Below are 23,487 nucleotides of genomic sequence, written 5' to 3' on the forward strand. Positions count from 1 at the left end.
CCGAGCTGCGGGAGCACGTGGACGGCAGAGCCGCCCATCCTACCGGAACGTGGCAACGTCGAGCTGGCTCAACTGTAGGGTGGGCGGGGGTCTCCCGTCCACGTGTCACGCGCGAGATCACGGAACTCCAGATGCAGCCCCGGCATGCGCCCAATCCTATTTTGTAGTAAAATTTCAGAAATCTAATTCATAAGGAACGATCATGGTGCATCCCGTAGTAGAGAAGGTGACCCAGCGCATCATCGAGCGCAGCCGTCCGTCGCGCCGGGCCTACCTCGCCCATCTTGACGCCGCGCGCGTGAAAGGCGTGCAGCGCGGTACGCTGGCGTGCACGAACCTGGCACACGGTTTCGCCGCCTTCCCGGCCAACGACAAGCTCAAGCTGCGCGAGCAGAAGCAGCCGTCGGTGGCCATCGTTTCGTCGTACAACGACATGCTCTCGGCGCACCAGCCGTTCGAGTATTTCCCGAAAGTGATCAAGGAAGCCGTGCGCGAGATCGGCGCAGTGGCCCAGTTCGCCGGCGGCGTGCCCGCCATGTGCGACGGCATCACCCAGGGCCAGCCGGGCATGGAACTGTCGCTGTTCTCGCGCGACACCATCGCCATGTCGACCGCGATCGCGCTGTCGCACAACATGTTCGACGCCAGCCTGTACCTCGGCATCTGCGACAAGATCGTGCCGGGCCTGCTGATCGGCGCGCTGCACTTCGGCCACATCCCGGGCATCTTCGTGCCGGGCGGCCCGATGACGACCGGCATCTCGAACAAGGAAAAGGCCGCGGTGCGCCAGCGCTACGCGAAGGGCTTGGCCACGCGCGAAGAACTGCTCGAAGGCGAAGCCCAGGCTTACCACAGCGCCGGCACCTGTACCTTCTACGGCACCGCCAACAGCAACCAGATGCTGATGGAAATGATGGGCCTGCACCTGCCGAACGCCGCCTTCATCACGCCGGGCACCCCGCTGCGCGATGCGCTGACCCGCGCCGCGGCCCAGCATGCGGTCAAGATTTCCCAGCAGGGCGGCAACTACATGCCGATCGGCCACATCGTCGACGAGAAATCGATCGTCAACGCCATCGCCTCGCTGCACGCGACCGGCGGCTCGACCAACCACACGATGCACCTGATCGCCATCGCGCGCGCAGCCGGCATCGTGATCGACTGGAACGACTTCGACGAGCTGTCGAAGGTGGTGCCGCTGCTGGCCCGCGTGTATCCGAACGGCGATGCCGACGTCAACCACTTCCAGGCTGCCGGCGGCCCGGCCTTCGTCATCCGCGAACTGCTGGACGGCGGCTTCGCCCACGACGACGTCAACACCATCCTCGGCCACGGCCTGCGCAACCACTGCAAGGAACCGTTCCTGGACGAGAACGACAACGTGGTCTGGAAAGACCTGCCGGAACAGAGCGGCGACGAGGCGGTGCTGCGCAAATACACCAACCCGTTCAGCGACAACGGCGGCCTGATCCTGGTGCAGGGCAACCTGGGCCGCGCCGTGATGAAGATCTCGGCGGTCAAGAAGGATCACCACATCGTCGAAGCGCCGGCCCTGACCTTCGATTCGCAGGAAGACTTCATGCACGCCTACCAGGCCGGCCAGCTGAACCGCGACTTCGTTGCCGTGATCCGCTTCCAGGGCCCGCGCGCCAACGGCATGCCGGAACTGCACGCGCTGACCCCGGCGCTGTCGAACCTGCAGGATGCCGGCCACCACGTGGCGATGGTCACCGACGGCCGCATGTCGGGCGCGTCGGGCAAGGTGCCGGCCGCGATCCACGTGTCGCCGGAAATCCTGGCCGGCGGTCCGCTCGGCCTGGTGCGCGATGGTGATATCATCCGTGTCGATGCCACCCAGGGCACGCTGGAAGCGCTGGTGCCGGAAGATATCTGGGCTTCGCGCAAGATGGCGACCGCCGACCTCAGCTCGAGCCACATCGGCATGGGCCGCGAGCTGTTCGACGTGTTCCGCAAGTCGGTCAGCGCCGCGGAAGAGGGCGCCGCCCACTTCCCGCTGCCGTCGCTGCGCGATACCACCGTTCCCCTGCACGAAGGCACCGACACCGGCGAGATCATGCCGGGTTCCGATGAAGATTTCCTGTTCCGTAAAAACAAGTGAGACCTGAATGAGTACGAATATGAACCTGCTTGACATCATGCGCTCGGCGAGCGTGATCCCGGTCATCGCGATCGACGACCCGGACCACGCCGTGCCGCTGGCCAAGGCCCTGGTCGCGGGCGGTATCCGCGTGCTGGAAGTGACGCTGCGCACCAAGCACGGCCTGCAGGCGATCCGCGACATGGCGCAGATCGAAGGCGCCATCGTCGGCGTCGGGACGCTCACCCAGCCGGAAGAATTCGCCCAGGCGCGCGACGCCGGCGCGGTGTTCGGCGTGTCGCCGGGCCTGACCCCGGCCCTGATCGACGCCGCCAAGACGAGCGGCCTGCCGCTGCTGCCGGGCTGCATGACCCCGTCCGAAGTGATGGTCGCGCGCGAAGCCGGCTTCAAGCAGCTGAAGCTGTTCCCGGCGGTGCCGGCGGGCGGCGTCGGCATGCTGAAGGCGATCGGCGGACCGCTGCCGGACGTCACCTTCTGCCCGACCGGCGGCATCTCGATCGAGACTGCACCGCAGTTCCTGGCCCTCAAGAACGTGGCCTGCGTGGGCGGCTCCTGGCTGACCCCGGCGGACGCGATGAAGGCCGGCGACTGGGACCTGATCACCGAGCTGGCGCGTTCGGCTGCTGCGCTGCGCGCAGCCTGAGTAACGCATGAAACGCCTGGCGCGTGGCCTCACGCCAGGCGAAATCGCCATGGCGTCGCTGCTGTTCGGCGACGCCATCGATTACGCCAGGGTCCGGGTGCACAACCGGCCCTACCTGCCGCTCGGCCTGCAGCCGAGGAATTGCGCGATGACGCCGAACGGCAGCATCTATTTTCATCACTCCTGCTTTTTGCCCGACTACACCGCGGGCGACCCGGTCACCATTCACTGGTTCATGCACGAGATGGTGCACGTCTGGCAGCACCAGCTCGGCTACCCGGTCAAGCTGCGCGGCGCCTTCCGCATCGGCCTTCCGTACCACTACGACCTGCGCGACGATGCCACCCTGGCCGACTACAACATGGAAGCGCAAGGCGACCTGCTGGCCGATTATTTCGCGTTGAAGACCATGCACAAGCCGCGCGTGATGCGCCAGCGCCGCTATGCGCACAGCCTCGATTTGTATGAGCGGGTGCTGGCCGGGTTCCTCGCGAATACGGGCGATCCGGCGAACCTGCCGAAGGGACCTGCACGGCGGCTGGCGGGATGGCCATCCGTGAACGAATAAGCTTACCGCAGCTTGCAGGCACGCAGGCTTCGGTAACGTCGGCGTTGTCCGAGGCGTTATGGTGAGCACTTACGGGGACGGTCCTTCGCAAACCAACCGGAGGCGGCTGCAGCGGAAAGAATCTCTTCCGTCGTCCAGTTGCGCGTCAGCCAGATCGTCAGCGCAGCTCCAGACAGATGCCATGCGCTCATCCCCGCCTGTCGTCGATGCTCGCGAAGGTAGGTGGACGCAAACGACCAGGCCAAGCGTTCTTCAGGCGATGCCAGGCAGGCCGAATCCGAGAAGATGCGCACTATGTACGAATACGGATTCATGGGTTCGATATTGCGTTTGCCTTGGCCACCTGCTCGCCGCCAGACGAGAGCCTGTTGCTCTAGGGAGGCAAGCTGTTGCGGTTTAGGCGGGCGCCCATCGATGTCACTCAAGCCCTTCCAATATAGAACCAAGGGCAGTGCCAGCAGCAGCGCCAGCATGGCACATGCCGTGACGACGATAAAGCGGCGAACAAGGCGCATGGAGTCCTGACTCAACTTTAGTTCGTGAGACCGTCGTTTGTCGGGCGACCTCTTCTGGCCCATCTCGGCCGTTTGACTCAGCGTAGCATTTTGCCGGGCCGCAAAGGTCATGGGCTGTTACTACCGGCAGGAACCGACCCGACGCTGACATTCACCTACGCGCCATAAAAGTATCGATGGCGATCCAACGTCCATGATTCGATGTGGGACCGGTCTCTTAACTCTGTGCAGGACAGGATGTAGCGCGCAATATCCCGAAAACCATGTTTGTCCAAGTATGTGACTGTCTCATCGACACCCGCACCGACCAAGTTCTCTGTGTCAAAACCGCAGCCCGTGTCCATGTTGATGTGCTTCGCTCTCCACATGACCTCTGAATCGCTGGGATCCCCGACCTTGAACAGCAGGTAGGCACACCAATAGATGTTTTCAAAATAGTCATGGTCGTCGTCGCGTCGCCGATACTCCATTTCAGCTACAAACAGTTGCCTCAGCATCTCATGATGCTGTTTTGCACTCTCAGGAAGGATATGCGACAGCGCCTGTTCCCGGCCGGCAGAAGTTGTAATATCGAATTCAGTCATTTGGGGACGAATTGTTGGATCGGATTTGTCAGATCAAGCTTCGACCGCGACTTACAACCGAGTGACCTCCGACCTTCAAGATTTCCCACGCGACAGTCGAATATCGTCTTTCACGGCAAGAATACGTTTGTAATCGGTGAGCGGCCAGTGCGGTTCCTGAAAGTCATGTGACTGAAATTCGCGAACAAAGCGCCAGAAGGGTAGAAGGACTTGCGCAGCGTTGCCTCGGGTCTCTACGACTTCTCTGCCACAAGCGCGGTCGCTTTCTATGGCAAACACTAATTTAAACTGAATCTCCTCGCCATTGGGCGTGAAGTACATGAAATAGCCATCAGGTTCCAAGTGCCACCAAACGCTCGAAGGAACACCGTTGGCAGCAAGATCCAATGCCACGAGCAGGTCCTCAACAGGGTTATTCGGGACAGCCGAAGCATCAATCTCCACAGTCTGCCCATCAATCAAAATGGAAATAGTTAGCCAGCCGTGTGAGGGCGGCTGGTAGAAAATGTGAATGTCAGAAAGAGGCATTCTTATGTGTGAGAGCAGCAAAGAATCAATGGAGGGAAGTCCGCTTTTGGCCGATCTCGGCCGTTCAGTGTGCGGCAATTGTCGACCCGACGCGGACTTCTCTGCTATGGGACTGGGCAACCGACTTGGGACTCTTTGTGAAATTCATCTCGATCTGATGTAACTTCGTAGGCCACTAACTCGGCTTGATCGTCAGATACAGACCAGGTCATTAACTCCCGAACTTTTGCCTTCTCGTATTCAGCGTCGTAGACCAACCGGACGCCATTAGGAAAACATGATGATCCGACAAGAACTGACGACTTGTACCTTCCAAGTTGAGCAATCGCAGTCTGGACTGCTGAGATAAATTGCTCTTTCGGCATCGACGCTTTCATTGCTGGAGAACCCAAGTCATACAGATGCGCGTAGTCCTGTTTTTCATAGAGCATGCGAAATTTTTCGACTCCAGCCAATGCGCGAAGCTTATCTTCATCGAAATGTCCAGCCTTGAAATGAACATCGCACGCGGACAGGATTGCAGCACCCAGCAACATGAGGACCAAATAACGATAGTTTTTGCGCATGCATGTGTCTCGCTTGCCAATGCTTCTAATTCTTCTCAAAGTAGGAAGTTTTGCTTCCGACGAAGTGCCCGCTTCTGGCCGATAGCCGACGGTCGATATGGCTCAGTGTACGACTCTGTTACTACCTGGATAAGCTGCCGGTGGGCAGGGCTGGCCTTAGTTGCTGTAGCAAACTTTATTGTTTTGTGGCGGACTTCATTAGTAGCGACACCATCTTATTTCTTGCCGCTCAAGTAGGCGACAATCGCCTTGTTGTAACGGGTCGCATAGTCTTTTTGCGCTTCGAATACATCCATGTAGGGGATGACGCAGCCGACGCCTGCTTCCTCGCGTGGCAGGCCGGCAATCAGCGATGCCTGCGACCTTTCGACGCCGACTTCGTAAGCCGTAAAGGATCCGTGCAGGTAAATCTTGATCGAGCCCGCTTGAATGTCTTTAGTGGCCTCGGCGGCCGCGCGTTCGGGCGACCATTGTGCCAGCAGTGCTGCGTGGGCATCATTTGACGCTGATGTCCAGGCCAGGTAGCCCGCCGTCGCAATCACCACGGCAATGACAAGGGCACGCGCTCTATCGATCCGCATATTGAGTTATCCAATTGGTTCAGCGTGAATACTGCTCGGCATGCAACTGATGTGCGCTCGGCACAGTGTATGCGTCGCGTTGCAACAAAAGCAAGTGAATGCTCACCGCCAACCGCATGGCGCCTTCCGTTCCGCACGACGTTGCCAATCTGCCGCATGGCCCGGCACGCAAGCTCGTCCGTTCCCGGCTTCGATCCGCCTGATTGTTCCATCTCAAAAGATCGCCCCCGGCGCCCCCGTAGCATTTCGCCTTGTCGGTAGTTTTTCCTTGAGGCAATCATGAACACCCGTATGCTGATCCCCGGCACCCTGCTGGCCTTGACGGCGCTGGCCGCGTTGAAGCCGTCGTCGGCTGCGCGCACCGGCGAGGCCGAGGTGCGCGAGGGTCCGCGCGGCGGGCCCTGCTTCACGATCGGCGCGCGCGAGGAGCGCCTGGGCACGCCCGAGTTCCGCGCGCTGACGGTGTCCGACGGGGCGCGCCCGCTGTGGCGCATGAGCTTGCCGGCCGGGCGCAGCTTTCCGCTGAGCAGGGCCATCTGCGTGCCGTATGGCGGCCGCGTCGCCTCGCTGCCGCATACCCAGGCGGCGCCGCTGACGCCGGGCAAGGTGTATTACGTACACATCGAGACGCGGCCGGCGAAGGGCAGGAACATGCCGCTGGCCTATGACGGGCGCTTTTGCCTGGCCGGCCAGGGCGAGGGCAGCGTGACGGTGCATCAGATCCAGCAGGGCGACAGGGAAGGGCGGCAGTTGCAAGGCTGCCGCGCGCCAAACAATTGAGATCCTAATGTAACCGTATGTAACGCAGCCTAACACTGAGTAAAACCGGCAGGCGTTTCGTACTAAGTGAAATCAAACACAGAGACGGTCCAGTCCAGCGCACTACGATGAATGTCCTTTTGACATTCATAACGGACAAGACATGTCTAAGATTATCCACGACCCGGCGGGGGCAAGCCATGCATAAGCCCGCGCACACCACCATCCTCGATGCGCCGCGCCTGGGGCTGGCCAGCCAGCCGGTGTATGCCACGCTGGTGCAATTTCCCGCCGTCTGTTTCGTCGGTACGCTGCTCACCGACATCGCTTACTGGCGCAGTGCCAATTATCTGTGGGAGACCTTTTCGGTCTGGCTGCTGACGGCCGGCTGCATCGTGGCCGCCTTCGCCGCCATCGCCGGCCTGCTCACCTGGGTCAGCCACCGCCATGTGCGCACGCTGCGCTTCGCCAAGCTGCACGTGCTGGCCAGCGCGGTGGCGCTGGCGCTGGCCATCGTCAACGCTTTCGTGCACAGCCGCGACGGTTACGTGGCCGTGGTGCCGCAAGGCCTGGCGCTGTCGATCATCGTCGTGGTCCTGATGCTGCTGGCGACCTGGCTCGGCTGGCCGCGCCCGCACCTGGTCGAGGCCGTGCAACACCCCAACCCTACCGGAGTCCTGTGATGATCCACCCCGTACTCAAGAGCAGCGTGCTGCTGATCGCGGCGGCCTGTGCGCTGGCCGCCTGCGACAAGGGCGACCCGGTGCGCCAGGCTTCGCAATACGGCAACGGCCCGGACCTGCCGGCCGCCAAGAACTACCTGCTGCCGCCGATGAAAGTGGCGCCGGCCGGTTCCTGGAAGCAGGGCGAGATGCCGGTGGTGCCGGCCACGCTGAAGATCAGCGCGCTGGCCACCGGCCTGATGCACCCGCGCTTCGTCTATCCGCTGCCGAACGGCGATATCCTGGTCGTCGAATCGAACGGCCCCAGCCAGCCCGCGATGCGGCCCAAGGATCTCATCATGGGACCGATCCAGGCCTACGGCGGCTCGGCAGCGAAAGCCGGCAACCGCATCACGCTGGTGCGTCCCGCCGCCGGTGGCGCGCCGGCGCAGCAGACGGTGTTCCTCGACAACCTGAAATCGCCGTTCGGCGTGGCGCTGGTCGGCAACGAGCTGTACGTGGCGAACGCCGATGCGCTGATGCGCTATCCCTACAACGAGGGCGACACCAAGATCAGTGCCCCGGGCACCAAGGTCCTGGACTTGCCGGGCGCGGACGGCAAGCTGAATCACCACTGGACCAAGAGCCTGCTGGCCAGCCCCGACGGCAGCAAGCTGTACGTGGGCGTCGGCTCGAACAGCAACATCACGGAAAACGGCATGGAAGCGGAGATGAACCGCGCCGCCATCCTCGAAGTGGACCGTGCCAGCGGCGCCTTCCGCGTGTTCGCCAGCGGCCTGCGCAACCCGAACTCGATGCAATGGGAGCCGACCAGCAAGGCGATGTGGGTGGTCGTCAACGAGCGCGACGAGATCGGTCCCGACCTGGTGCCGGACTACCTGACCTCGGTGCGCGACGGCGGCTTCTACGGCTGGCCGTACAGCTACTACGGCCAGCACGTCGACCCGCGGGTGAAGCCGCAGCGTCCCGACCTGGTCGCCAGGGCGCTGGTGCCCGACTATGCGCTCGGCTCGCACGTGGCCTCGCTGGGCCTGGTCTTCAACCGCCCCGACAGCCCGATGCCGGCCAACATGCGCGAAGGCGCCTTCGTCGGCGAGCACGGCTCCTGGGACCGCGATCCGCCGAGCGGCTACAAGGTCGTGTTCGTGCCTTTCCAGAACGGCAAGCCGGCCGGAAAGCCGATCGACGTCGTGACCGGATTCCTGACCGGCGGCCATGCCAAGGGCCGGCCGGTGGGGCTGGCGCTGGACAGCAGCGGGGCGCTGCTGGTGGCGGACGATGTCGGCAATACCGTGTGGCGCGTGAGCGCGGCGGCGCCAGCTGCGGCCATGGCTTCCGCCGCATCGGCGACGGCGCACTGACGCGCCCTCAATTCCCGCGGTAGGTCGAATAGCCGAATGGGCTCAGCAGCAAGGGCACATGGTAGTGGGCGGTGGCCGCGTCCATCGTGAATTCGACCGGAATGCGCGGGAAGAATGTCGGCTGGCCCTTGCGCGCATAGTGTTCGCCGGTCTCGAACACGATGCGGTAGGCGCCCGCCGCCACTGTCTTGCCTTCCGGGTAGAGCGCCGGGATGCGGCCCTGTTCATTGGTGACGCCGGCAGCCAGTTCGCGCCATTGTTCGCCGGCCCGCTGCTCCAGCCGCACCCGGATGCCGGGTGTCGGCTGGCCGCTTTGCAGGTCCAGCACGTGGACGCTCAGCGGATTCGGCGCCGCAGCCATGACAGGGGCGCCGGCGGCGAGGGCGCAGGCGAGGACGAGCGGTTTGATGGCTTGCATGATGTTCTCCTTGAGACGATAAGGTTCAGTGGACCGGCTGGTCGAGTTCCGGCAGGGTGCCGATGGCGGACAGCGCGCAGGCGTGGTCGTTGGCCGCACCGCCGCCGCCCGCCACACCGATGGCGCCGACCGGCTGGCCGTGCGCCAGCAGCGGGATGCCGCCACCGAGCAGCAGCAGTTCCGGCAGGGTCGCCAGGTTGCGCGCATCCGTATCGGCCTGGATCCGGCGCGCCAGGTCGAGCGTGGCCGTGCGGGTCGACAGGGCGGTATAGGCTTTGCGCCGGCTGGCCTCGGTATTGTGCGGACCGACGCCATCGGCCCGCTGCAATGCCACCAGGTTGCCTCCGCGGTCGAGCACGGCAACCACGATGGTGCGTCCCTGGCGCCGGCAGGCATCGATGGCGCCGCCGGCCAGGCGATTGGCGCCCTCCAGCGTCAATTCCGGCTGCTGGCGCAACTGCGCGGCGGCCGGCAGCGTTGCCAGCGCGGCCAGCAGGATCGTGATGGGTTTGTACATGGGCATCCTCGTCGGTACGGTTCAAGCCGCCATTCTGGCCCCCGCCACCCGACACCCGGCTGACGGCAAGATGATAATTCCGTCATGTCCGGCCGCCCGGAACCGGCTTAGAATGGCTGCTTTGCCCACGTTCCTGCCATGCCCATCCTGGTGATCGAAGACGAGCCGAAGACCGGCGACTATCTGCAGCGCGGCCTGGCCGAATCGGGTTTTGCGGTCCGGCTGGTGCGCAATGGACGCGACGGACTGGCGATCGCCTTCGATGATGACAACGCGATCGAACTGATCGTGCTCGACGTCATGCTGCCGCGCATGGATGGCTGGCAGGTGCTGGAAGCCCTGCGCGCCAACCCGGCGACCGCGCAGATGCCGGTCCTGTTCCTGACCGCGCGCGACGAAGTACACGACCGTGTGCGCGGCCTCGAACTGGGCGCCGACGACTACCTGGTGAAACCGTTCGCCTTTGCCGAACTGGTGGCGCGCATCCGCACCCTGCTGCGGCGCGGCCCGGTGCGCGAGGATGCCCTGATCCGCATCGCCGACCTGGAAATCGACGTGTTCCGGCGCCGGGTGCGCCGTGGCGCCGTCACGATCCCGCTGACGGCCCAGGAGTTCGCCCTGCTGCACCTGCTGGCGCAGCGCGAAGGGCAGGTGCTGTCACGCTCGCTCATCGCGTCGCACGTGTGGGACATGAATTTCGACAGCGACACCAACGTGATCGACGCCGCGGTGCGCCGCCTGCGCCGCAAGATCGACGATCCGTTCGAGCCGAAGCTGATCCACACGCGGCGCGGCATGGGCTACGTGTGCGAGGCGCAGCCGGCGGCGGCCGCGTGAAGGGCCGCCTGCGTAATTCGCTGGCGCTGCGCATCGGCGTCATGTTCGTGCTGGTGGTGGCGCTGGCCGCGGCCGGCCTCGGTACCTACCTGTACCGCGCCTTCGTCGCCGAAATCGAGCGGCGCGACGATATCCAGCTGCTGGGCAAGCTGCGCCAGGTGCAGATCCTGCTCGGGCGTCCCGGCGCGGCCGCACTGCTGCACGACCGGCCCGAGTTCTTCCGCGACACCATGAGCGGCCAGGAGAACTCGCTGGTGCGCTTCGTGGCGGCCGACGGCGCGGTGCTGGCCGACATCAATGCGGCCGGCGAACGCTATCCGGTGCCGCCGTCCGCCGGGCCGGCGCCGCAGCGCGCGGCGATCGCCGGCTGGACCAGCCGCGCCGGCGATCCGGGCCGCGTGGTGGCCGGCAGCGCGCGCCTGGACGGCGGCCAGGTGACCGTAGTGGTCGCGCGCGTCTACGGGGAGCGCAGCGCAATGTTTGCCGGCTACCGCGCACGCATCGCCGCCGCCGCGGCGGTCAGCGCCCTGGCGGCGGCCCTGCTGGCGGCGCTGGTGTTGCGGCGAGGTTTGCGCCCGCTGCGCGTGGTGGCCGAACACGCGGCGCTGGTGCGGCCCGGGACGCTGGCACAGCGGCTCGACCTGGCGGGCGCGCCGTCGGAATTGCGGCCGCTGATCGATGCCTTCAACGAGATGCTGGCGCGGCTGCAGGAAGGCTATGCGCGCCTGTCCGGGTTTTCCGCCGACCTGGCACACGAGTTCCGCACACCGGTCGCCAACCTGCTCGGCCAGAGCCAGGTCATGCTGGCGCAGACGCGCACGGCGGCGGATTACGAGCAACTGATCGCGTCGAATATCGAGGAACTCGAACGGCTGGCGCGGATGATCGACAGCATGCTGTTTCTCGCGCGTGCCGGCCAGGACGAGGTGGTGCTGGCACGCCAGCCGCGCGACGCGCTGGACGAACTGCACAGGATGGCCGATTTCTTCGAGAGCATGGCTGAGGAACGCGGGCTGCGCGTGACGTGCGCGGGCGAGGGCACGGTCCTGGCCGACCCGGCGCTGCTGCGGCGTGCCCTGGCCAACCTGCTGTCGAATGCGGTACGCCATGCCGACGCCGGCAGCACGATCGCGTTGCGGGCATCGCAAGGTGCCGGTGTCACCGAGCTGAGTGTGGCCAACGACGGCGCGCCGGTCGCGCCCGCGCACCTTGCCCATTTGTTCGAGCGCTTCTACCGGGCCGACAGCGCGCGCAGCGACGCGCAGGGCTCGACCGGTCTTGGCCTGTCGATCGTGCGCGCGATCATGGACCTGCACGGCGGGAACGCGGCCGTGCACGCCGACGGCGAGCGGATTTGCTTCACGCTGGCGTTTCCCGACCGCTGATCCTTATTCCTGGCGTGCCGCGCCCAGCGCCTCCAGCCGGGCGCGCGCATGCAGGTTGCCCGGTTCCAGCTCCAGCGCATGCTGGTAATGCGCGACTGCCGCCTCGCGCTCGCCGGCCGCCTCGTTGGCCTGGCCCAGCCCGTCGTACAGGAAATCGAAGCGCTCCGGATACAGGTGCACGCCCAGTGCGAACACCTGGATGGCGTCGCGCGGGCTGCCGGCCTGCAGCAGTTTCAGTCCCCAGTCGCGCAGCTGCAGCGCATCCAGCGACAGCTCCGGGTTCTGTGCGTGCAGGCGGTCGTAGATGGCGGCGATGCGGCCGAAGCCTTGCTGGCCGACTTGGTCGAGGAGGGTGTCCATGGTGGGCGCCGGACCGGCGGCGCGGCGCAGGGCGAAGGACAGCATGCCGGGCGGGGTGCGGCCGCTGGCCAGGTCGGCCTCCAGGCTGCGGCGGGCGCCGGGATCGTCTTTCAGGCGCGCATCGAGGAAGCGCCCGATCGCCAGCGCGGTGGCGCCATAGGCCCGGGCGACCTGTGCGCGCGCGTGGCCCTTGAACCCGGCGTCCGGCGCCATGCGCAGCGACCACGACGAGAAATCGGTGTGGCTGCTCGCATCGATGGTGGCGAGGTAGACGTCGGCATAGCGCAGGCGCGCCAGCAGGTCGGCGCCGGCACCGAGGTCGTCCTGCTCGCCCGGTCCCGCGCTCTGCAGGCGGCTGACGTACAACAACGGGATGCCGAGGCGTTCCGGCGTGACGTAGCGCGCCGCGCGCGGACTGCCGTTCAGGTAGTCGAAGGCAGCGCGCAGCGTGCCGTCCAGGCTGACCAGCGCGCGGATGCGGTCGTCGCGCGCCGCCGCCAGCACGCCCGCCAGTCCGCCCCAGCCGTGGCCGATGACGCCGATATGGCGGGTGTCGGCCTGGGGCAGGGTGTGGGCGTAGCCGACCAGGTAGGCGATGTCGGCGGCCTGCGCTTCGGCGCCGTCGAGGTCGGCCGTCATCCGGTGCGAGCGCGGACCGAGCGAGGCGCTGGCGATCACGATGTAGCCCTGGCTGGCCAGGTATTCGCACAGGTCGGCATTGTCGATCGCATAGGCGCTGTTGCCGGGGGCGTAGATCACGACCGGATAGCGGCCGGCTTGCTCCGCCGCGTCGCGCACGGCGCGCACCGGCTGGCGCAGGTCGGCCCCGATGCGGGCGCCGTCGGCGCCGCGGGTGAGGGCATCGACCAGGCCATCGGTGGCGCGCCGTACCTCTTCCTGCGTGCGCCCGAAGTTTTCTTCGGTCGCCACGGTGGCGACGTAGTCGCGGTAGCGCATCGGCGCACCGCCCGCGCCGGCCGGATACCAGACCAGGGTCTGCAGCGGACGGGCGCGTTCGGCGGCGGCCGGCTGCGCCGTCACCGGGTCGCGGGCGCGCTGGTAGACGCGGGCGCGGTCGAACTGCTGGCGGACGTGGAACCCGACGGCATTCGGGCCGGCCGGCGCCGCCAGCGGAAAATCGCTGGCAGTGGCACTAGCAGCGGCAGCGGCGGCAGCGGTGAGCAGGAGCAGGGCAAGAGGGTTGCGGAGCATGGTGACGGTGTCGGTTTGGCAGCGTGGCTATTCGATTTGCATTGTAGGACTGTAAATTCTTTAGGGCAAACAGGGCGCCATGCTGGCGCTGGACGGCGGCGCGGGGGCCGCCGGGCCGCGCGATCCGTTAAAATGGCGGCATTCTTTTACTCCTACCAACATCATGACCCAGGACGAACTCAAGCAGGCAGTCGCCCGCACCGCCATCGATTACGTTGTCGACGGCGAAATCATCGGCGTCGGCACCGGCTCGACCGCCAACTTCTTCATCGACGAACTCGGCAAGATCAAGGACCGCATCAAGGGCGCGGTCGCCTCGTCGGAAGCCACTGCGGCGCGCCTGCGCGGCCACGGCATCGCGGTCTACGACCTGAACGACGTCGAATCGATTTCGGTCTACGTCGACGGCGCCGACGAGATCGACGCCGGCGGCGCCATGATCAAGGGCGGCGGCGCGGCACTGACGCGCGAAAAGATCGTGGCCTCGGTGTCGAAGCGTTTCGTGTGCATCGCCGACGGTTCCAAGCTGGTGCAAACCCTGGGCACATTCCCGCTGCCGGTGGAAGTGGTGCCGATGGCGCGCGCCGCCGTGGCGCGCCGCCTGACCGAGCTGGGCGGCCAGCCGCGCCTGCGCGTGGAGTCGGGCACTGACAAGCCATTCGTGACCGACAACGGCGGCCACCTGCTCGACGTGGCCGGCCTGTCGATCACCGATCCGGCCGCGCTCGAGTCCGAGATCAACCAGATCGTCGGCGTGATCGCCGTCGGCCTGTTCGCCCGCCGCGGCGCCGACGTCTGCCTGCTGGGCACCGGCGAAGGCGTCAAGACCCTGAGCTTCTAAGCTGGAGACGCCGCCATGAAGCCGCTGTTCGCTGCGATGCTGGTGGGATCGGTAGTGCTGGGCGGCTGCTCGGCGTTTCATGGCAAGCCCGGGCCGCAGGCACCGGATGCACCGGAGCTGGCGCCGACGCCGACGCCGGCCGGCTTGAGCGATGCGGGCGGTGCGCCCATCGAAAAGGTCCCGTTCCGCATCGGCGTGTCCTCGGCCACGGTCGAGCGGATGGCGCGCGAGCAAGGCTGCAGCGGCGGCAAGGGCGCCGGGCTGCTCACCGAGCCGGGGCCGGCCGAGGTCTACCGGATGCAGTGCGATAACGGCAAGGTCTTCATGGCGCGCTGCGAGCTGCGCCAGTGCAAGCGGATGTGATGGGCGGAACCGCGCCATGAAAAAAGGGAGCCGCGGCTCCCTTTTTTTGCTTGCTGTACAGGATCAGGCAGCCGGCGGCACATAGCCGGCGGCGGCATCGGCGCCTTCGCCGAAGAAATGCTTTTCCATCTGGACTGCCAGGTACTTGCGCGCGCGGGCGTCGGCCATGTTCAGGCGGTTTTCGTTGATCAGCATGGTCTGGTGCTTCAGCCAGGCCTGCCAGGCTTCCTTCGAGACGCTTTCATAGATGCGCTTGCCCAGTTCGCCCGGGTAAGGCGCGAAATCGAGGCCTTCGGCTTCCTTGTTCAGTTTGATGCAGTGGACGGTGCGGGCCATTTTTTGTGCTCCTGGTTGGTATCTGAAAGCGTGATTATAAAGCCAGCGTGAGAAAGCTACCTAAGCCACGCTCTGCGCTGCACTATGCACGTCGCCCCTGCGCAGGCAGGGGCCCAAGTTTTGCGGTATGCCACCAACTTGGAGGGATAGCGCAGCTATCCCACCTGCGCAGGGGCGACGTTTACGCGCTAACTGTCAAAGGGTCTTGATCAGAATCTGCGACCGCCGCTGCCAGTTATACATATGCGCCCGGTCCTTCGGCAAATCGTCCACGGTCGCCGGCACGAAGCCGCGCTTCTTGAACCAGTGCGAGGTGCGCGTGGTCAGCACGAACAGCTTGGTCATGCCGGCCGCCTTGGCGCGGTTTTCCATGTGCTTGAGGATGCGCTCGCCGTCGCCCTGGGCCTGGGCTTCCGGGCTGATCGTCAGGCATGCCATTTCGGCCATCTTGGAATCCGGGAACGGGTACAGCGCCGCGCAGCCGAAGATCACGCCGTCGTGCTCGATGACGGAAAACTGCTCGATTTCGCGCTCGATCAGTTCGCGGCCGCGCTTGACCAGCGTGCCGTCGGCTTCCAGCGGTTCGATGAGCTTGATAATTCCGCCGACGTCCTCAATTGAGGCAATGCGCAGGCTTTCCAGGTTCTCGTGGCTGATCATGGTGCCCACGCCGTCGTGGGTGAACAGTTCGAGCAGGGCCGAGCCATCCATCTGGTAGGGCAGGATGTGGGCGCGGTCGACGCCGCTGTTGCAGGCCTTGATCGCGTGTTGCAGGTAGTAGGAGGCGTCGGATGGCAGGAAGCCGGCCTGCAGCACGGCTTCGGCCTGGTGCGACGACAGTTCGCGGATATCCTCGCCGGCGGCGTCCTTCATCAGCGGCGTCTCGGTGATGAAGATCAGCTTTTCGGCGTGCAGGGCGATCGCGGCGGATACCGCCACGTCTTCCATGGTCAGGTTGAACAGTTCGCCGGTGGGCGAGAAGCCCAGCGGCGACAGCAGCACGATGTTGTCTTCGGTCTGCAGGATCGGCGCGATCTTGTCGGCCGCGACCTTGCGGGTGACGCCGGTCAGTTCGTGGTCGACGCCGTCGATGACGCCGAGCGGGCGTGCGGTGACGAAGTTGCCGGATACGATGCTGATGTGGGCGTTCGACATCGGCGTGTTCGGCAAACCCTGGCTGAACGCGGCCTCGATGTCGAGGCGCAGTTCGCCGGCGGCTTCCTTGGCGCATTCCATGGCCGCGGTGTCGGTGATGCGTACGCCGTTGTGGAAGCGGCCCTCGACGTTACGCAGCGCGAGCTGTTCGGCGACCTGGGGACGCGAGCCGTGCACCAGCACCACGCGGATGCCGAGGCCGACGAGTAGCGAGAGATCCTGCGCCAGCACCGGCAGGTCGCCGGAGGCGACCAGTTCACCCGGAAAAGCGACGACGAAAGTCTTGCCGCCGAACGCATGAATATACGGCGCGACCGAGCGCAGCCACTGGACGAATTGGGTAGGGTTTTCCATTTGCCGCATTATAATTGGCTGCGCGACTTGCGCACCAAATTCCTTGTAAAAATCAATGTCAGAACAGAGTAACAAGCCTTCGCCGAGCCCGGCGCGCGCAGCAACTTCCGAACCGAATGCCACCCCGTCGCGCCAGGGCGAGACGCGTGCGCCTTTGACGCGCACGAACGAGCTGCAGGCGAAGCCGGAACGTCCGCACCGCGAAGCGGGCGAAGGTGGCGGGCGTCATGGTGCGCAGGACGGTCATCGCAATCGAGGCCAGGGCGGCGCGCGTCCGCAGTCACGTGAAGGCGCGCTGGCCAGTGCGCTGGCCGAAGCCAGGGTCAAGCTGCCTGCCGCCCCGGCGCCGCAGAACGGCGAGCGCCAGCAGCCGCGCAAGCCGGGCGACGGCGAACGCCGCCCGCGCGGCGAGCGCCCGCCGCGCGACGGCGGAGAACGCGCGGCGCCTTTGCGCACTCCTTTGCCGGCCATCGTGTTCCCGGAAGACCTGCCGGTCTCGGGACGGCGCCAGGAAATCGCCGAAGCCCTCACCAAGCACCAGGTCATCATCGTGTCCGGCGAGACCGGTTCCGGCAAGACGACCCAGCTGCCCAAGATCTGCCTGGAACTCGGCCGCGGCGAGAAGGGCCTGATCGGCCACACCCAGCCGCGCCGGATCGCGGCATCGTCGACCGCCAAGCGCATCGCGCATGAACTGGGCACGCCGCTGGGCGAGCACGTCGGCTACAAGGTGCGCTTCAACGACACACTGCAGCCGGGCGCCTGGGTCAAGCTGATGACCGACGGCATCCTGCTGGCCGAAACCCAGACCGACCCGCTGCTGCGCGCCTACGACACCATCATCATCGACGAGGCGCACGAACGCAGCCTGAACATCGACTTCCTGCTCGGCTACCTGAAGCAGATCCTGCCGCGCCGGCCCGACCTGAAGATCATCATCACCTCGGCGACGATCGATGCCGAGCGCTTTGCGCGCCACTTCGGCACGCCCGAGAAGCCGGTGCCGGTGATCGAGGTGTCGGGCCGCCTGTACAAGGTCGAGGTGCGTTATCGTCCGGTGGACCGCGACCCGGTCGCCGCACCGAGCGGCGGCGACGGCAAGCCCACCACCAAGGCCCAGGCCGCGCGCGAGAAGCGCGACCTGATCGATGCGGTGGTCGACGGCGTCGATGAACTGTGCCGCCTGGGCTCCGGCGACGTGCTGGTCTTCCTGCCGGGCGAACGCGAGATCCGCGACTGCGCCGAGGCGCTGCGCAAGCAGCATCCGCCGCATGTCGAGATCCTGCCGCTGTTCGCGCGCCTGTCGGTCGAGGAGCAGGACCGCGTGTTCCGCACTACCAACGCGCGCCGCATCGTGCTGGCCACCAACGTGGCCGAGACCTCGCTGACCGTGCCCGGCATCCGCTACGTGGTCGACTCCGGCCTGGCGCGTGTCAAACGCTACAGCTTCCGCAACAAGGTCGAGCAGCTTCAAGTCGAGGCGATCGCGCAGTCGGCCGCCAACCAGCGCGCCGGCCGTTGCGGCCGCGTGGCCGACGGCGTCTGCATCCGCCTGTACGAGGAAGACGATTTCCTGCAGCGCCCCAAGTTCACCGAGCCGGAAATCCTGCGCTCGTCGCTGGCGGCGGTCATCCTGCGCATGAAGTCGCTGCACCTGACGGATGTGGAGACCTTCCCCTTTGTCGAGTCGCCGCAGGGCCGCGCCATCGCCGACGGCTACCAGCTGCTGCAGGAGCTGGGCGCGGTCGACGACAACAACCAGCTCACCGCGATGGGACGCAAGCTGGCCAAGCTGCCGCTCGACCCGCGCGTCGGCCGCATGATCCTGGCCGCCGTCGACAACAACAGCCTGACCGAGATGCTGATCATCGCCTCGGCGCTGTCGGTGCAGGACCCGCGCGACCGGCCCATGGAATACCAGCAGCAGGCCGACGAGAAGCACAAGAAGTTCGCCGACGAGAAAAGCGAATTCCTGAGCTTCGTGAAGATCTGGCGCTGGTTCGAGGACGCCATCGAGCACAAGAAGACCAACCGCCAGCTGCAGGAAAACTGCCGCGAGAACTTCCTGTCGCAGGTACGCCTGCGCGAGTGGCGCGACGTGCATTCGCAGCTGCTGACCATCGTGCGCGAGCAGGGCTGGCGCCTGAACGAGCTGCCGGCCACCTACGACCAGGTGCACCTGGCGCTGCTGACCGGCCTGCTGGGGAACATCGGCTACAAGATCGAAGAGGAGGGCGCGACCGCGTCCCGCGCCGCGCAATCCGGCGGCGGCTACCTCGGCGCGCGCGGCATCAAGTTCCACATCTGGCCCGGCTCCTCGCTGGGTAAAAAGGCGGGTAAATGGGTGATGGCGGCCGAGCTGGTCGAGACCGCGCGCCTGTACGCGCGCTGCGTGGCCCAGATCCAGCCCGAGTGGATCGAGAAGATCGGCGGCCACCTGCTGAAAAAATCGTGGGGCGAGCCGCGCTGGGAAAAGCGCAGTGCGCAAGTCACCGCGGCCGAACGCGCAACTTTGTACGGCATCGTCGTCTACAGCCAGCGCCGCATCAACTATGCGCTGTACAACCCGGCGGAAGCGCGCGAGATCTTCATCCGCGACGCGCTGGTCGCTGGCGACTACGAAACGCGCGCGCCGTTCTTCGCCCACAACCACAAGCTGGTGCGCGAGATCGAGAATCTCGAACACAAGTCGCGTCGCCTCGACGTGCTGGTCGACGACCAGCTGATCGCCGCCTTCTACGACCAGCAGATCCCGGCGGACATCGTCAACGGCGCCGGTTTCGAGAAGTGGTACAAGGACGCTTCGCGCGACAACCCCAAGCTGCTCTACCTGGTGCGCGAAGAACTGATGCGCCACGAGGCGGCCGGCGTCACCACCGAGCTGTTCCCGAAGACGATGAACGTCACCGGCATCGAGATGGCGCTGACCTATCACTTCGAGCCGGGCAGCCCGCGCGACGGCGTGACCTTGACGGTGCCGCTGTTCGCGCTGAACCAGATCCCGCGCGAGCGCGCCGGCTGGCTGGTGCCGGGCATGCTGAAGGAGAAGGTGCAGCTGCTGTTGAAATCGCTGCCACAGAAGCTGCGCCGCCACTGCGTGCCGCTGCCGGACTACGCGGCCGGTTTCTTCGAGCGCAACCAGGACCCGGTGCGCTTCGGCCGCGGCGACCTGGTCGACGCGCTGATCGCCGACATCCACCAGCACACCAGCGCGCGCGTCCTGACGACCGATTTCAAGCTGGAGACGCTGCCGGCCCACCTGTTCATGAATTTCAAGGTGGTCGACGAGCATGGCCGCCAGCTCGACATGGGCCGCAACCTGGCGACGCTGCAGGCGGAGCTGGGCGGGCAGGCGCGCCAGAGCTTCCAGCGCATGGCCGAGCAGACCCCGGCATCCGCCAGCACGGTGCAGGCGGCGTTCGGCAAGCCTGCGCCGGCTGCTGCCGGCGCGGCCGCCGCAGGCGCCGATGCCCCGAAAGGCAAGGCGAATGCACCGGCGGCGCCTGCGCGAGAGCAGAAAGCGCCGGCCGTCAGCCAGCATACCAACATCACCAGCTGGACCTTCGGCGAACTGCCCGAGCTGCTGGAAATCAACCAGGGCAAGCTGACCCTGATCGGCTTCCCGGCCCTGGTCGACAAGGGCAATTCTTGCGACCTGGAAGTGTTCGACGACCCGAATGTAGCGGCGCGCACCCACCGCATCGGCCTGCGCCGCCTGTTCGCGCTGCAGTTCAAGGAGCAGCTGAAGTTCGCCGAGAAGAACGTGCCGGGCCTGCAGCAGATGGGCATGCAGTTCATGTCGGTCGGCTCGCCGGACGAACTGCGCGATCAGATCGTCAACAAGGCGATCGACATCGCCTGTATGCAGGACCCGCTGCCGCACGACGCGGCGTCGTTCAACAAGCGCAAGGACGAAGGCAAGGGTCGCCTGGGCCTCTTGATCAACGAGGTGGCGCGCCTGGTGGGGGCGATCCTGGCCGAGTTCCACGGCTTGCCGAAGAAGCTGCAGGGCTTGCCGCCGGCGGTGGCGGCCGACATGCAGGCGCAGTTGCAGGGCCTGGTGCACAAGCGTTTCGTCGCCGAGACCGAGTACACCCAGCTGTCGCACTTCCCGCGCTACCTGAAGGCGATGAACATCCGCCTCGAGAAGCTGCGCACCAACGCCTCGCGCGACGCCCAGCTGATGGCCGAGTGGCAGACCGCCGCCAGCCAGTTTCAGCGCACGGTGAAGAACCAGCCGCTGAAGAACATCGATCCGCGCATGATCGAGTTCCGCTGGATGCTGGAAGAGCTGCGCGTATCGCTGTTCGCGCAGGAGCTGCGCACGCCGATGCCGGTGTCGAGCAAGCGCCTGCAGAAGGTGTGGGAGTCGATGCTGCGCTGATGCGGCGCTTCAGGGCTGCGCCAGCAGGACCTGGCGCAGCGTGCTGTTGCGGCGCCGCTTCAGCATCAGCCGCCAGACGAACACGAAAGGGAGCGGGAGCAGCAGCCACGGGGTCAGAAAACCGATGCCGCCCTGCAGGATCACATAGAGCAGCATTCCGGCTGCCTCGAAGAAGGCCGAACGCGCGGTCAGGCCATGCCCCGGGACGAAGACTTCCTGCGTGCCGAGTTCGCGCCAGCCGAGCACCCTCGACCAGTCGTCAGGCCGCTCCAGCGCGACCGCACAGGTCGCGCCTTCATACGGCACGATACGGCCCGGCAGTACGACGCCGTAGCGGTTCTTGCCCGCGCTCGTGAAGCTGAAGGTGCGGGCCTGCACGTCGAAGACCTTGTCGAAACGGATGTGTTCAATATGCATGGCCCTTGTCTCGGCAATAATGAACGCCAAGTCTAGGGCAGGCCCTGCTGTCAGGGTTTCGGCATTATCGAAGGATCACTGCGGTTTTGTGGTTGGGGTGGACTCCAAGTCAAGCGTATTCTAGCCACAGGAGGTGACCCGTATGAGAATCCATGCACGCTGCCTCGCCGCGCTGGCGGCGCTGTTCCTGATGATGGCGGCCAGGGCCGCTGCGTCCGAGCCGGTGCCTGCGGGCGACTTCCACCAGCACGTCTTCAGCGCACAAGCCATCGCCCTGGCCGGCCCAAGCGCCGGGCTGCAACCGCTCGATGCGAAAGACGTGGTGGCGCTGCTCGACGCCGCCGGCATCCGCAAGGGCGTACTGCTGTCGACGGCCTACATGTTCGGCAGCCCGCGTTTCCAGTTGAGCGACGAGCTCGCCCGCGTGCGCGCCGAAAACGACTGGACCGCGGCCCAGGCGGCACGCTATCCCGGCCGCCTGATCGCCTTGTGCGGCTTCAATCCGCTCAAGGCGTACGCGCTGGCGGAGCTGAAGCGCTGCGCCGGGCTGCCCGGCCTGAAGCACGGCATCAAGCTGCATTTCGGGAATGCGGACGTGCAGCTCGACGATCCGGCCCATGTGGAAAAACTGCGCCGGGTATTCGCCGCCGCGAATGCGGCGCGCATGGCGATCGTGGTGCACCTGCGCGCCAATATCCGCAACGGGCGGCCCTACGGCGCGGCGCAGGCGCGCATCTTCCTCGACCGGCTGATGCCGGCCGCGCCCGACGTCGTGGTGCAGGTGGCGCACCTGGCCGGCAGCGGCCCGGGCTTCGACGATCCGCCGGCGCGCGCGGTGCTGGCGACGCTGGCGCAGGCGGCCGAACGGCGCGAGGCCGGCACGCGCAACCTGTGGTTCGACGTGGCCTCGATCGTCACGCCCGACATCGCGCCGGCCGACGCGGCCGAGGTGGCCCGGCGCATCCGCCAGATCGGCACGGCGCATGTGCTGTACGGGACCGATTCGGCGCAGGGCGGCAATCTGCGTCCGCGCGACGCCTGGGCCGCCTTCCTGCGGCTGCCGCTGGACGACGCCGAGTTCAGGCAGATTGCGGCAAACGTGCCGCCGTATTTCCGGTAACGGGATCAGCCGAAGCGCTGGCGGAACCACTGCGCACTGGCCTCGTCCGCCGGGAAGAAGGATTCCAGCCGCAGCTCGTGCACGGTCACGTCGTGCGGCGTGCCGAGCGTGGTGATGGTGGTGAACAGCCCCAGTTCGACGCCGTCGCGCCCCAGTTCCAGCGCCAGGAAGGGCAGGGCGCGCCGGTCCAGGTTGGGGAGATGGCCGGCTGCCGGCATGCCGGGCAGGGCCGAGAGTTCGGCCAGCAGCTTGCCCGCCTCGCTGCCGGGACCGTCGGCCATGGCTTCGCGCTGGATCCACAGCAGGCTGTCGGCGCCCACCGCTTCCCAGTTGCGCAGGTGCGGGCGCACGCCGGCCGGGTCCAGCATCAGGCGCAGCACGTTGAGCGACCCGTCGCGCGGGATCGGCGCATCGCCGGGCAGGCCCAGCAGCCAGCGCATGGTGCCGGCGGCGGGCTCGTTGAGCATGACCAAATTCCACAGGCGGTCGACCACGAGGGCGGGGTAGGGGGCCTGCTGGCGCAGCATGAAGTCGAGCGCCTGCATCACGCTGGCCAGTTCGGGATCGGAGAGCTTGCGCTCCTGGTAGGCGGGCGCGAAGCCGGCGGCGAGCAGCATCGCATTGCGCTGGCGCAGCGGCACGTCGAGCACGATGCCGAGCCTGATGACCAGGTCGCGGCTCGGCTGCGCGCGCCCGCTCTCCAGGAAGCTCAGGTGGCGCTGCGAGACGCCGCCGTCGAGCGACAGCCGCAGCTGGCTCACGCCGCGCCGCGCGCGCCAGTAGCGCAGCGCCGAGCCGAAGTCCTGGAAATAATCGGCCGCCATCCCCGTTCTCGCCTGCGCCATCTTGGTCTCCCGTTCAGCCGCGTCCACTGTAACCGC

24 protein-coding genes are annotated in these 23,487 nt (G+C 66.0%); 12 read left to right on the top strand and 12 right to left on the bottom strand.

Features of this window, described 5'->3' with window-relative positions:
* Window positions 1-199: 199 nt before the first annotated feature.
* From edd to FBX97_RS14330, 3 genes are read left to right on the top strand one after another with little or no spacing between them, the layout of a single operon-like run.
* Window positions 200-2,119: a phosphogluconate dehydratase gene (gene edd, locus FBX97_RS14320; protein WP_141832672.1), complete on the top strand. Its 1,920-nt coding sequence runs from the start codon at window positions 200-202 to the stop codon at window positions 2,117-2,119.
* A 19-nt stretch (window positions 2,120-2,138) separates the two neighbouring features.
* Window positions 2,139-2,762 (top strand): bifunctional 4-hydroxy-2-oxoglutarate aldolase/2-dehydro-3-deoxy-phosphogluconate aldolase, encoded by a 624-nt coding sequence (gene eda / locus FBX97_RS14325; protein WP_141832674.1) that lies wholly within the window; start codon window positions 2,139-2,141, stop codon window positions 2,760-2,762.
* A gap of 7 nt (window positions 2,763-2,769) precedes the next feature.
* Window positions 2,770-3,330 (top strand): Rhs element Vgr protein, encoded by a 561-nt coding sequence (locus FBX97_RS14330; protein ID WP_141832676.1) that lies wholly within the window; start codon window positions 2,770-2,772, stop codon window positions 3,328-3,330.
* A 56-nt stretch (window positions 3,331-3,386) separates the two neighbouring features.
* On the opposite strand, the gene FBX97_RS14335 is transcribed toward FBX97_RS14330, so the two are convergent.
* From FBX97_RS14335 to FBX97_RS14355, 5 genes are all read right to left on the bottom strand, one after another.
* Window positions 3,387-3,956: a hypothetical protein gene (locus FBX97_RS14335; protein ID WP_141832678.1), complete on the bottom strand. Its 570-nt coding sequence runs from the start codon at window positions 3,954-3,956 to the stop codon at window positions 3,387-3,389.
* A gap of 44 nt (window positions 3,957-4,000) precedes the next feature.
* Complete coding sequence (locus FBX97_RS14340) at window positions 4,001-4,429, bottom strand: hypothetical protein (protein WP_141832680.1); 429 nt, start codon at window positions 4,427-4,429, stop codon at window positions 4,001-4,003.
* Between the two features lie 75 nt (window positions 4,430-4,504).
* Complete coding sequence (locus tag FBX97_RS14345) at window positions 4,505-4,957, bottom strand: hypothetical protein (protein WP_141832681.1); 453 nt, start codon at window positions 4,955-4,957, stop codon at window positions 4,505-4,507.
* A gap of 104 nt (window positions 4,958-5,061) precedes the next feature.
* Window positions 5,062-5,523: a hypothetical protein gene (locus tag FBX97_RS14350; protein ID WP_141832683.1), complete on the bottom strand. Its 462-nt coding sequence runs from the start codon at window positions 5,521-5,523 to the stop codon at window positions 5,062-5,064.
* A gap of 215 nt (window positions 5,524-5,738) precedes the next feature.
* A complete protein-coding gene (locus FBX97_RS14355; protein ID WP_141832685.1) occupies window positions 5,739-6,104 on the bottom strand; it encodes a hypothetical protein in 366 nt (121 codons plus the stop codon).
* Between the two features lie 279 nt (window positions 6,105-6,383).
* Between FBX97_RS14355 and FBX97_RS14360 the strand changes: the two genes are divergently transcribed.
* The 3 genes from FBX97_RS14360 (at window position 6,384) to FBX97_RS14370 (ending at window position 8,907) form a co-directional block, all read left to right on the top strand.
* The gene (locus FBX97_RS14360; RefSeq protein ID WP_141832687.1) at window positions 6,384-6,884 is read left to right on the top strand and encodes a hypothetical protein; all 501 of its coding nucleotides are present in this window, start codon (window positions 6,384-6,386) and stop codon (window positions 6,882-6,884) included.
* Window positions 6,885-7,063: 179 nt separating this feature from the next.
* Window positions 7,064-7,546, top strand: coding sequence for a DUF2231 domain-containing protein (locus FBX97_RS14365; RefSeq protein WP_141832689.1), 483 nt, complete (start codon window positions 7,064-7,066; stop codon window positions 7,544-7,546).
* A complete protein-coding gene (locus tag FBX97_RS14370; RefSeq protein WP_141832691.1) occupies window positions 7,546-8,907 on the top strand; it encodes a sorbosone dehydrogenase family protein in 1,362 nt (453 codons plus the stop codon). The genes FBX97_RS14365 and FBX97_RS14370 overlap by 1 nt, the downstream gene beginning before the upstream one ends.
* A 7-nt stretch (window positions 8,908-8,914) precedes the next feature.
* Here FBX97_RS14370 and uraH read toward each other — a convergent pair whose 3' ends face one another.
* On the bottom strand, window positions 8,915-9,325 hold the full coding sequence (gene uraH, locus FBX97_RS14375) for a hydroxyisourate hydrolase (protein WP_141832693.1): 411 nt from the start codon (window positions 9,323-9,325) through the stop codon (window positions 8,915-8,917).
* 25 nt (window positions 9,326-9,350) lie between these two features.
* A complete protein-coding gene (locus FBX97_RS14380; protein WP_141832695.1) occupies window positions 9,351-9,842 on the bottom strand; it encodes a heme-binding protein in 492 nt (163 codons plus the stop codon).
* Window positions 9,843-9,980: 138 nt separating this feature from the next.
* Here FBX97_RS14380 and FBX97_RS14385 point away from each other — a divergent pair, with 138 nt between their 5' ends.
* Window positions 9,981-10,679: a heavy metal response regulator transcription factor gene (locus tag FBX97_RS14385; RefSeq protein ID WP_141832697.1), complete on the top strand. Its 699-nt coding sequence runs from the start codon at window positions 9,981-9,983 to the stop codon at window positions 10,677-10,679.
* Window positions 10,649-12,064, top strand: coding sequence for a heavy metal sensor histidine kinase (locus FBX97_RS14390; protein WP_255517463.1), 1,416 nt, complete (start codon window positions 10,649-10,651; stop codon window positions 12,062-12,064). The genes FBX97_RS14385 and FBX97_RS14390 overlap by 31 nt, the downstream gene beginning before the upstream one ends.
* 3 nt (window positions 12,065-12,067) lie before the next feature.
* On the opposite strand, the gene FBX97_RS14395 is transcribed toward FBX97_RS14390, so the two are convergent.
* The gene (locus FBX97_RS14395) at window positions 12,068-13,636 is read right to left on the bottom strand and encodes a dienelactone hydrolase family protein (RefSeq protein ID WP_141832699.1); all 1,569 of its coding nucleotides are present in this window, start codon (window positions 13,634-13,636) and stop codon (window positions 12,068-12,070) included.
* Between the two features lie 163 nt (window positions 13,637-13,799).
* On the opposite strand from FBX97_RS14395, the gene rpiA reads away from it, so the two are divergent.
* Complete coding sequence (rpiA, locus tag FBX97_RS14400; RefSeq protein ID WP_141834492.1) at window positions 13,800-14,477, top strand: ribose-5-phosphate isomerase RpiA; 678 nt, start codon at window positions 13,800-13,802, stop codon at window positions 14,475-14,477.
* Window positions 14,478-14,492: 15 nt separating this feature from the next.
* Complete coding sequence (locus FBX97_RS14405; protein WP_255517464.1) at window positions 14,493-14,840, top strand: hypothetical protein; 348 nt, start codon at window positions 14,493-14,495, stop codon at window positions 14,838-14,840.
* A 63-nt stretch (window positions 14,841-14,903) separates the two neighbouring features.
* Here the strand turns inward: FBX97_RS14405 and FBX97_RS14410 are convergent, their stop codons facing one another.
* Both FBX97_RS14410 and argA read right to left on the bottom strand, forming a co-directional pair.
* A complete protein-coding gene (locus tag FBX97_RS14410) occupies window positions 14,904-15,176 on the bottom strand; it encodes an oxidative damage protection protein (protein WP_141832701.1) in 273 nt (90 codons plus the stop codon).
* Between the two features lie 195 nt (window positions 15,177-15,371).
* Window positions 15,372-16,685, bottom strand: coding sequence for an amino-acid N-acetyltransferase (argA, locus tag FBX97_RS14415; RefSeq protein ID WP_141832703.1), 1,314 nt, complete (start codon window positions 16,683-16,685; stop codon window positions 15,372-15,374).
* A gap of 55 nt (window positions 16,686-16,740) precedes the next feature.
* Here argA and hrpA point away from each other — a divergent pair, with 55 nt between their 5' ends.
* A complete protein-coding gene (hrpA, locus tag FBX97_RS14420; RefSeq protein WP_255517465.1) occupies window positions 16,741-21,069 on the top strand; it encodes an ATP-dependent RNA helicase HrpA in 4,329 nt (1,442 codons plus the stop codon).
* Window positions 21,070-21,078: 9 nt separating this feature from the next.
* Here the strand turns inward: hrpA and FBX97_RS14425 are convergent, their stop codons facing one another.
* Window positions 21,079-21,486 (bottom strand): hypothetical protein, encoded by a 408-nt coding sequence (locus tag FBX97_RS14425; protein ID WP_141832705.1) that lies wholly within the window; start codon window positions 21,484-21,486, stop codon window positions 21,079-21,081.
* A gap of 142 nt (window positions 21,487-21,628) precedes the next feature.
* Here FBX97_RS14425 and FBX97_RS14430 point away from each other — a divergent pair, with 142 nt between their 5' ends.
* A complete protein-coding gene (locus FBX97_RS14430) occupies window positions 21,629-22,606 on the top strand; it encodes an amidohydrolase family protein (protein ID WP_141832707.1) in 978 nt (325 codons plus the stop codon).
* A gap of 5 nt (window positions 22,607-22,611) precedes the next feature.
* On the opposite strand, the gene FBX97_RS14435 is transcribed toward FBX97_RS14430, so the two are convergent.
* A complete protein-coding gene (locus FBX97_RS14435; RefSeq protein WP_255517466.1) occupies window positions 22,612-23,451 on the bottom strand; it encodes a helix-turn-helix domain-containing protein in 840 nt (279 codons plus the stop codon).
* Window positions 23,452-23,487 lie beyond the last annotated feature (36 nt).

The sequence above is a fragment of the Herbaspirillum sp. SJZ107 genome (assembly GCF_006715485.1).
GTDB lineage: Bacteria > Pseudomonadota > Gammaproteobacteria > Burkholderiales > Burkholderiaceae_D > Telluria.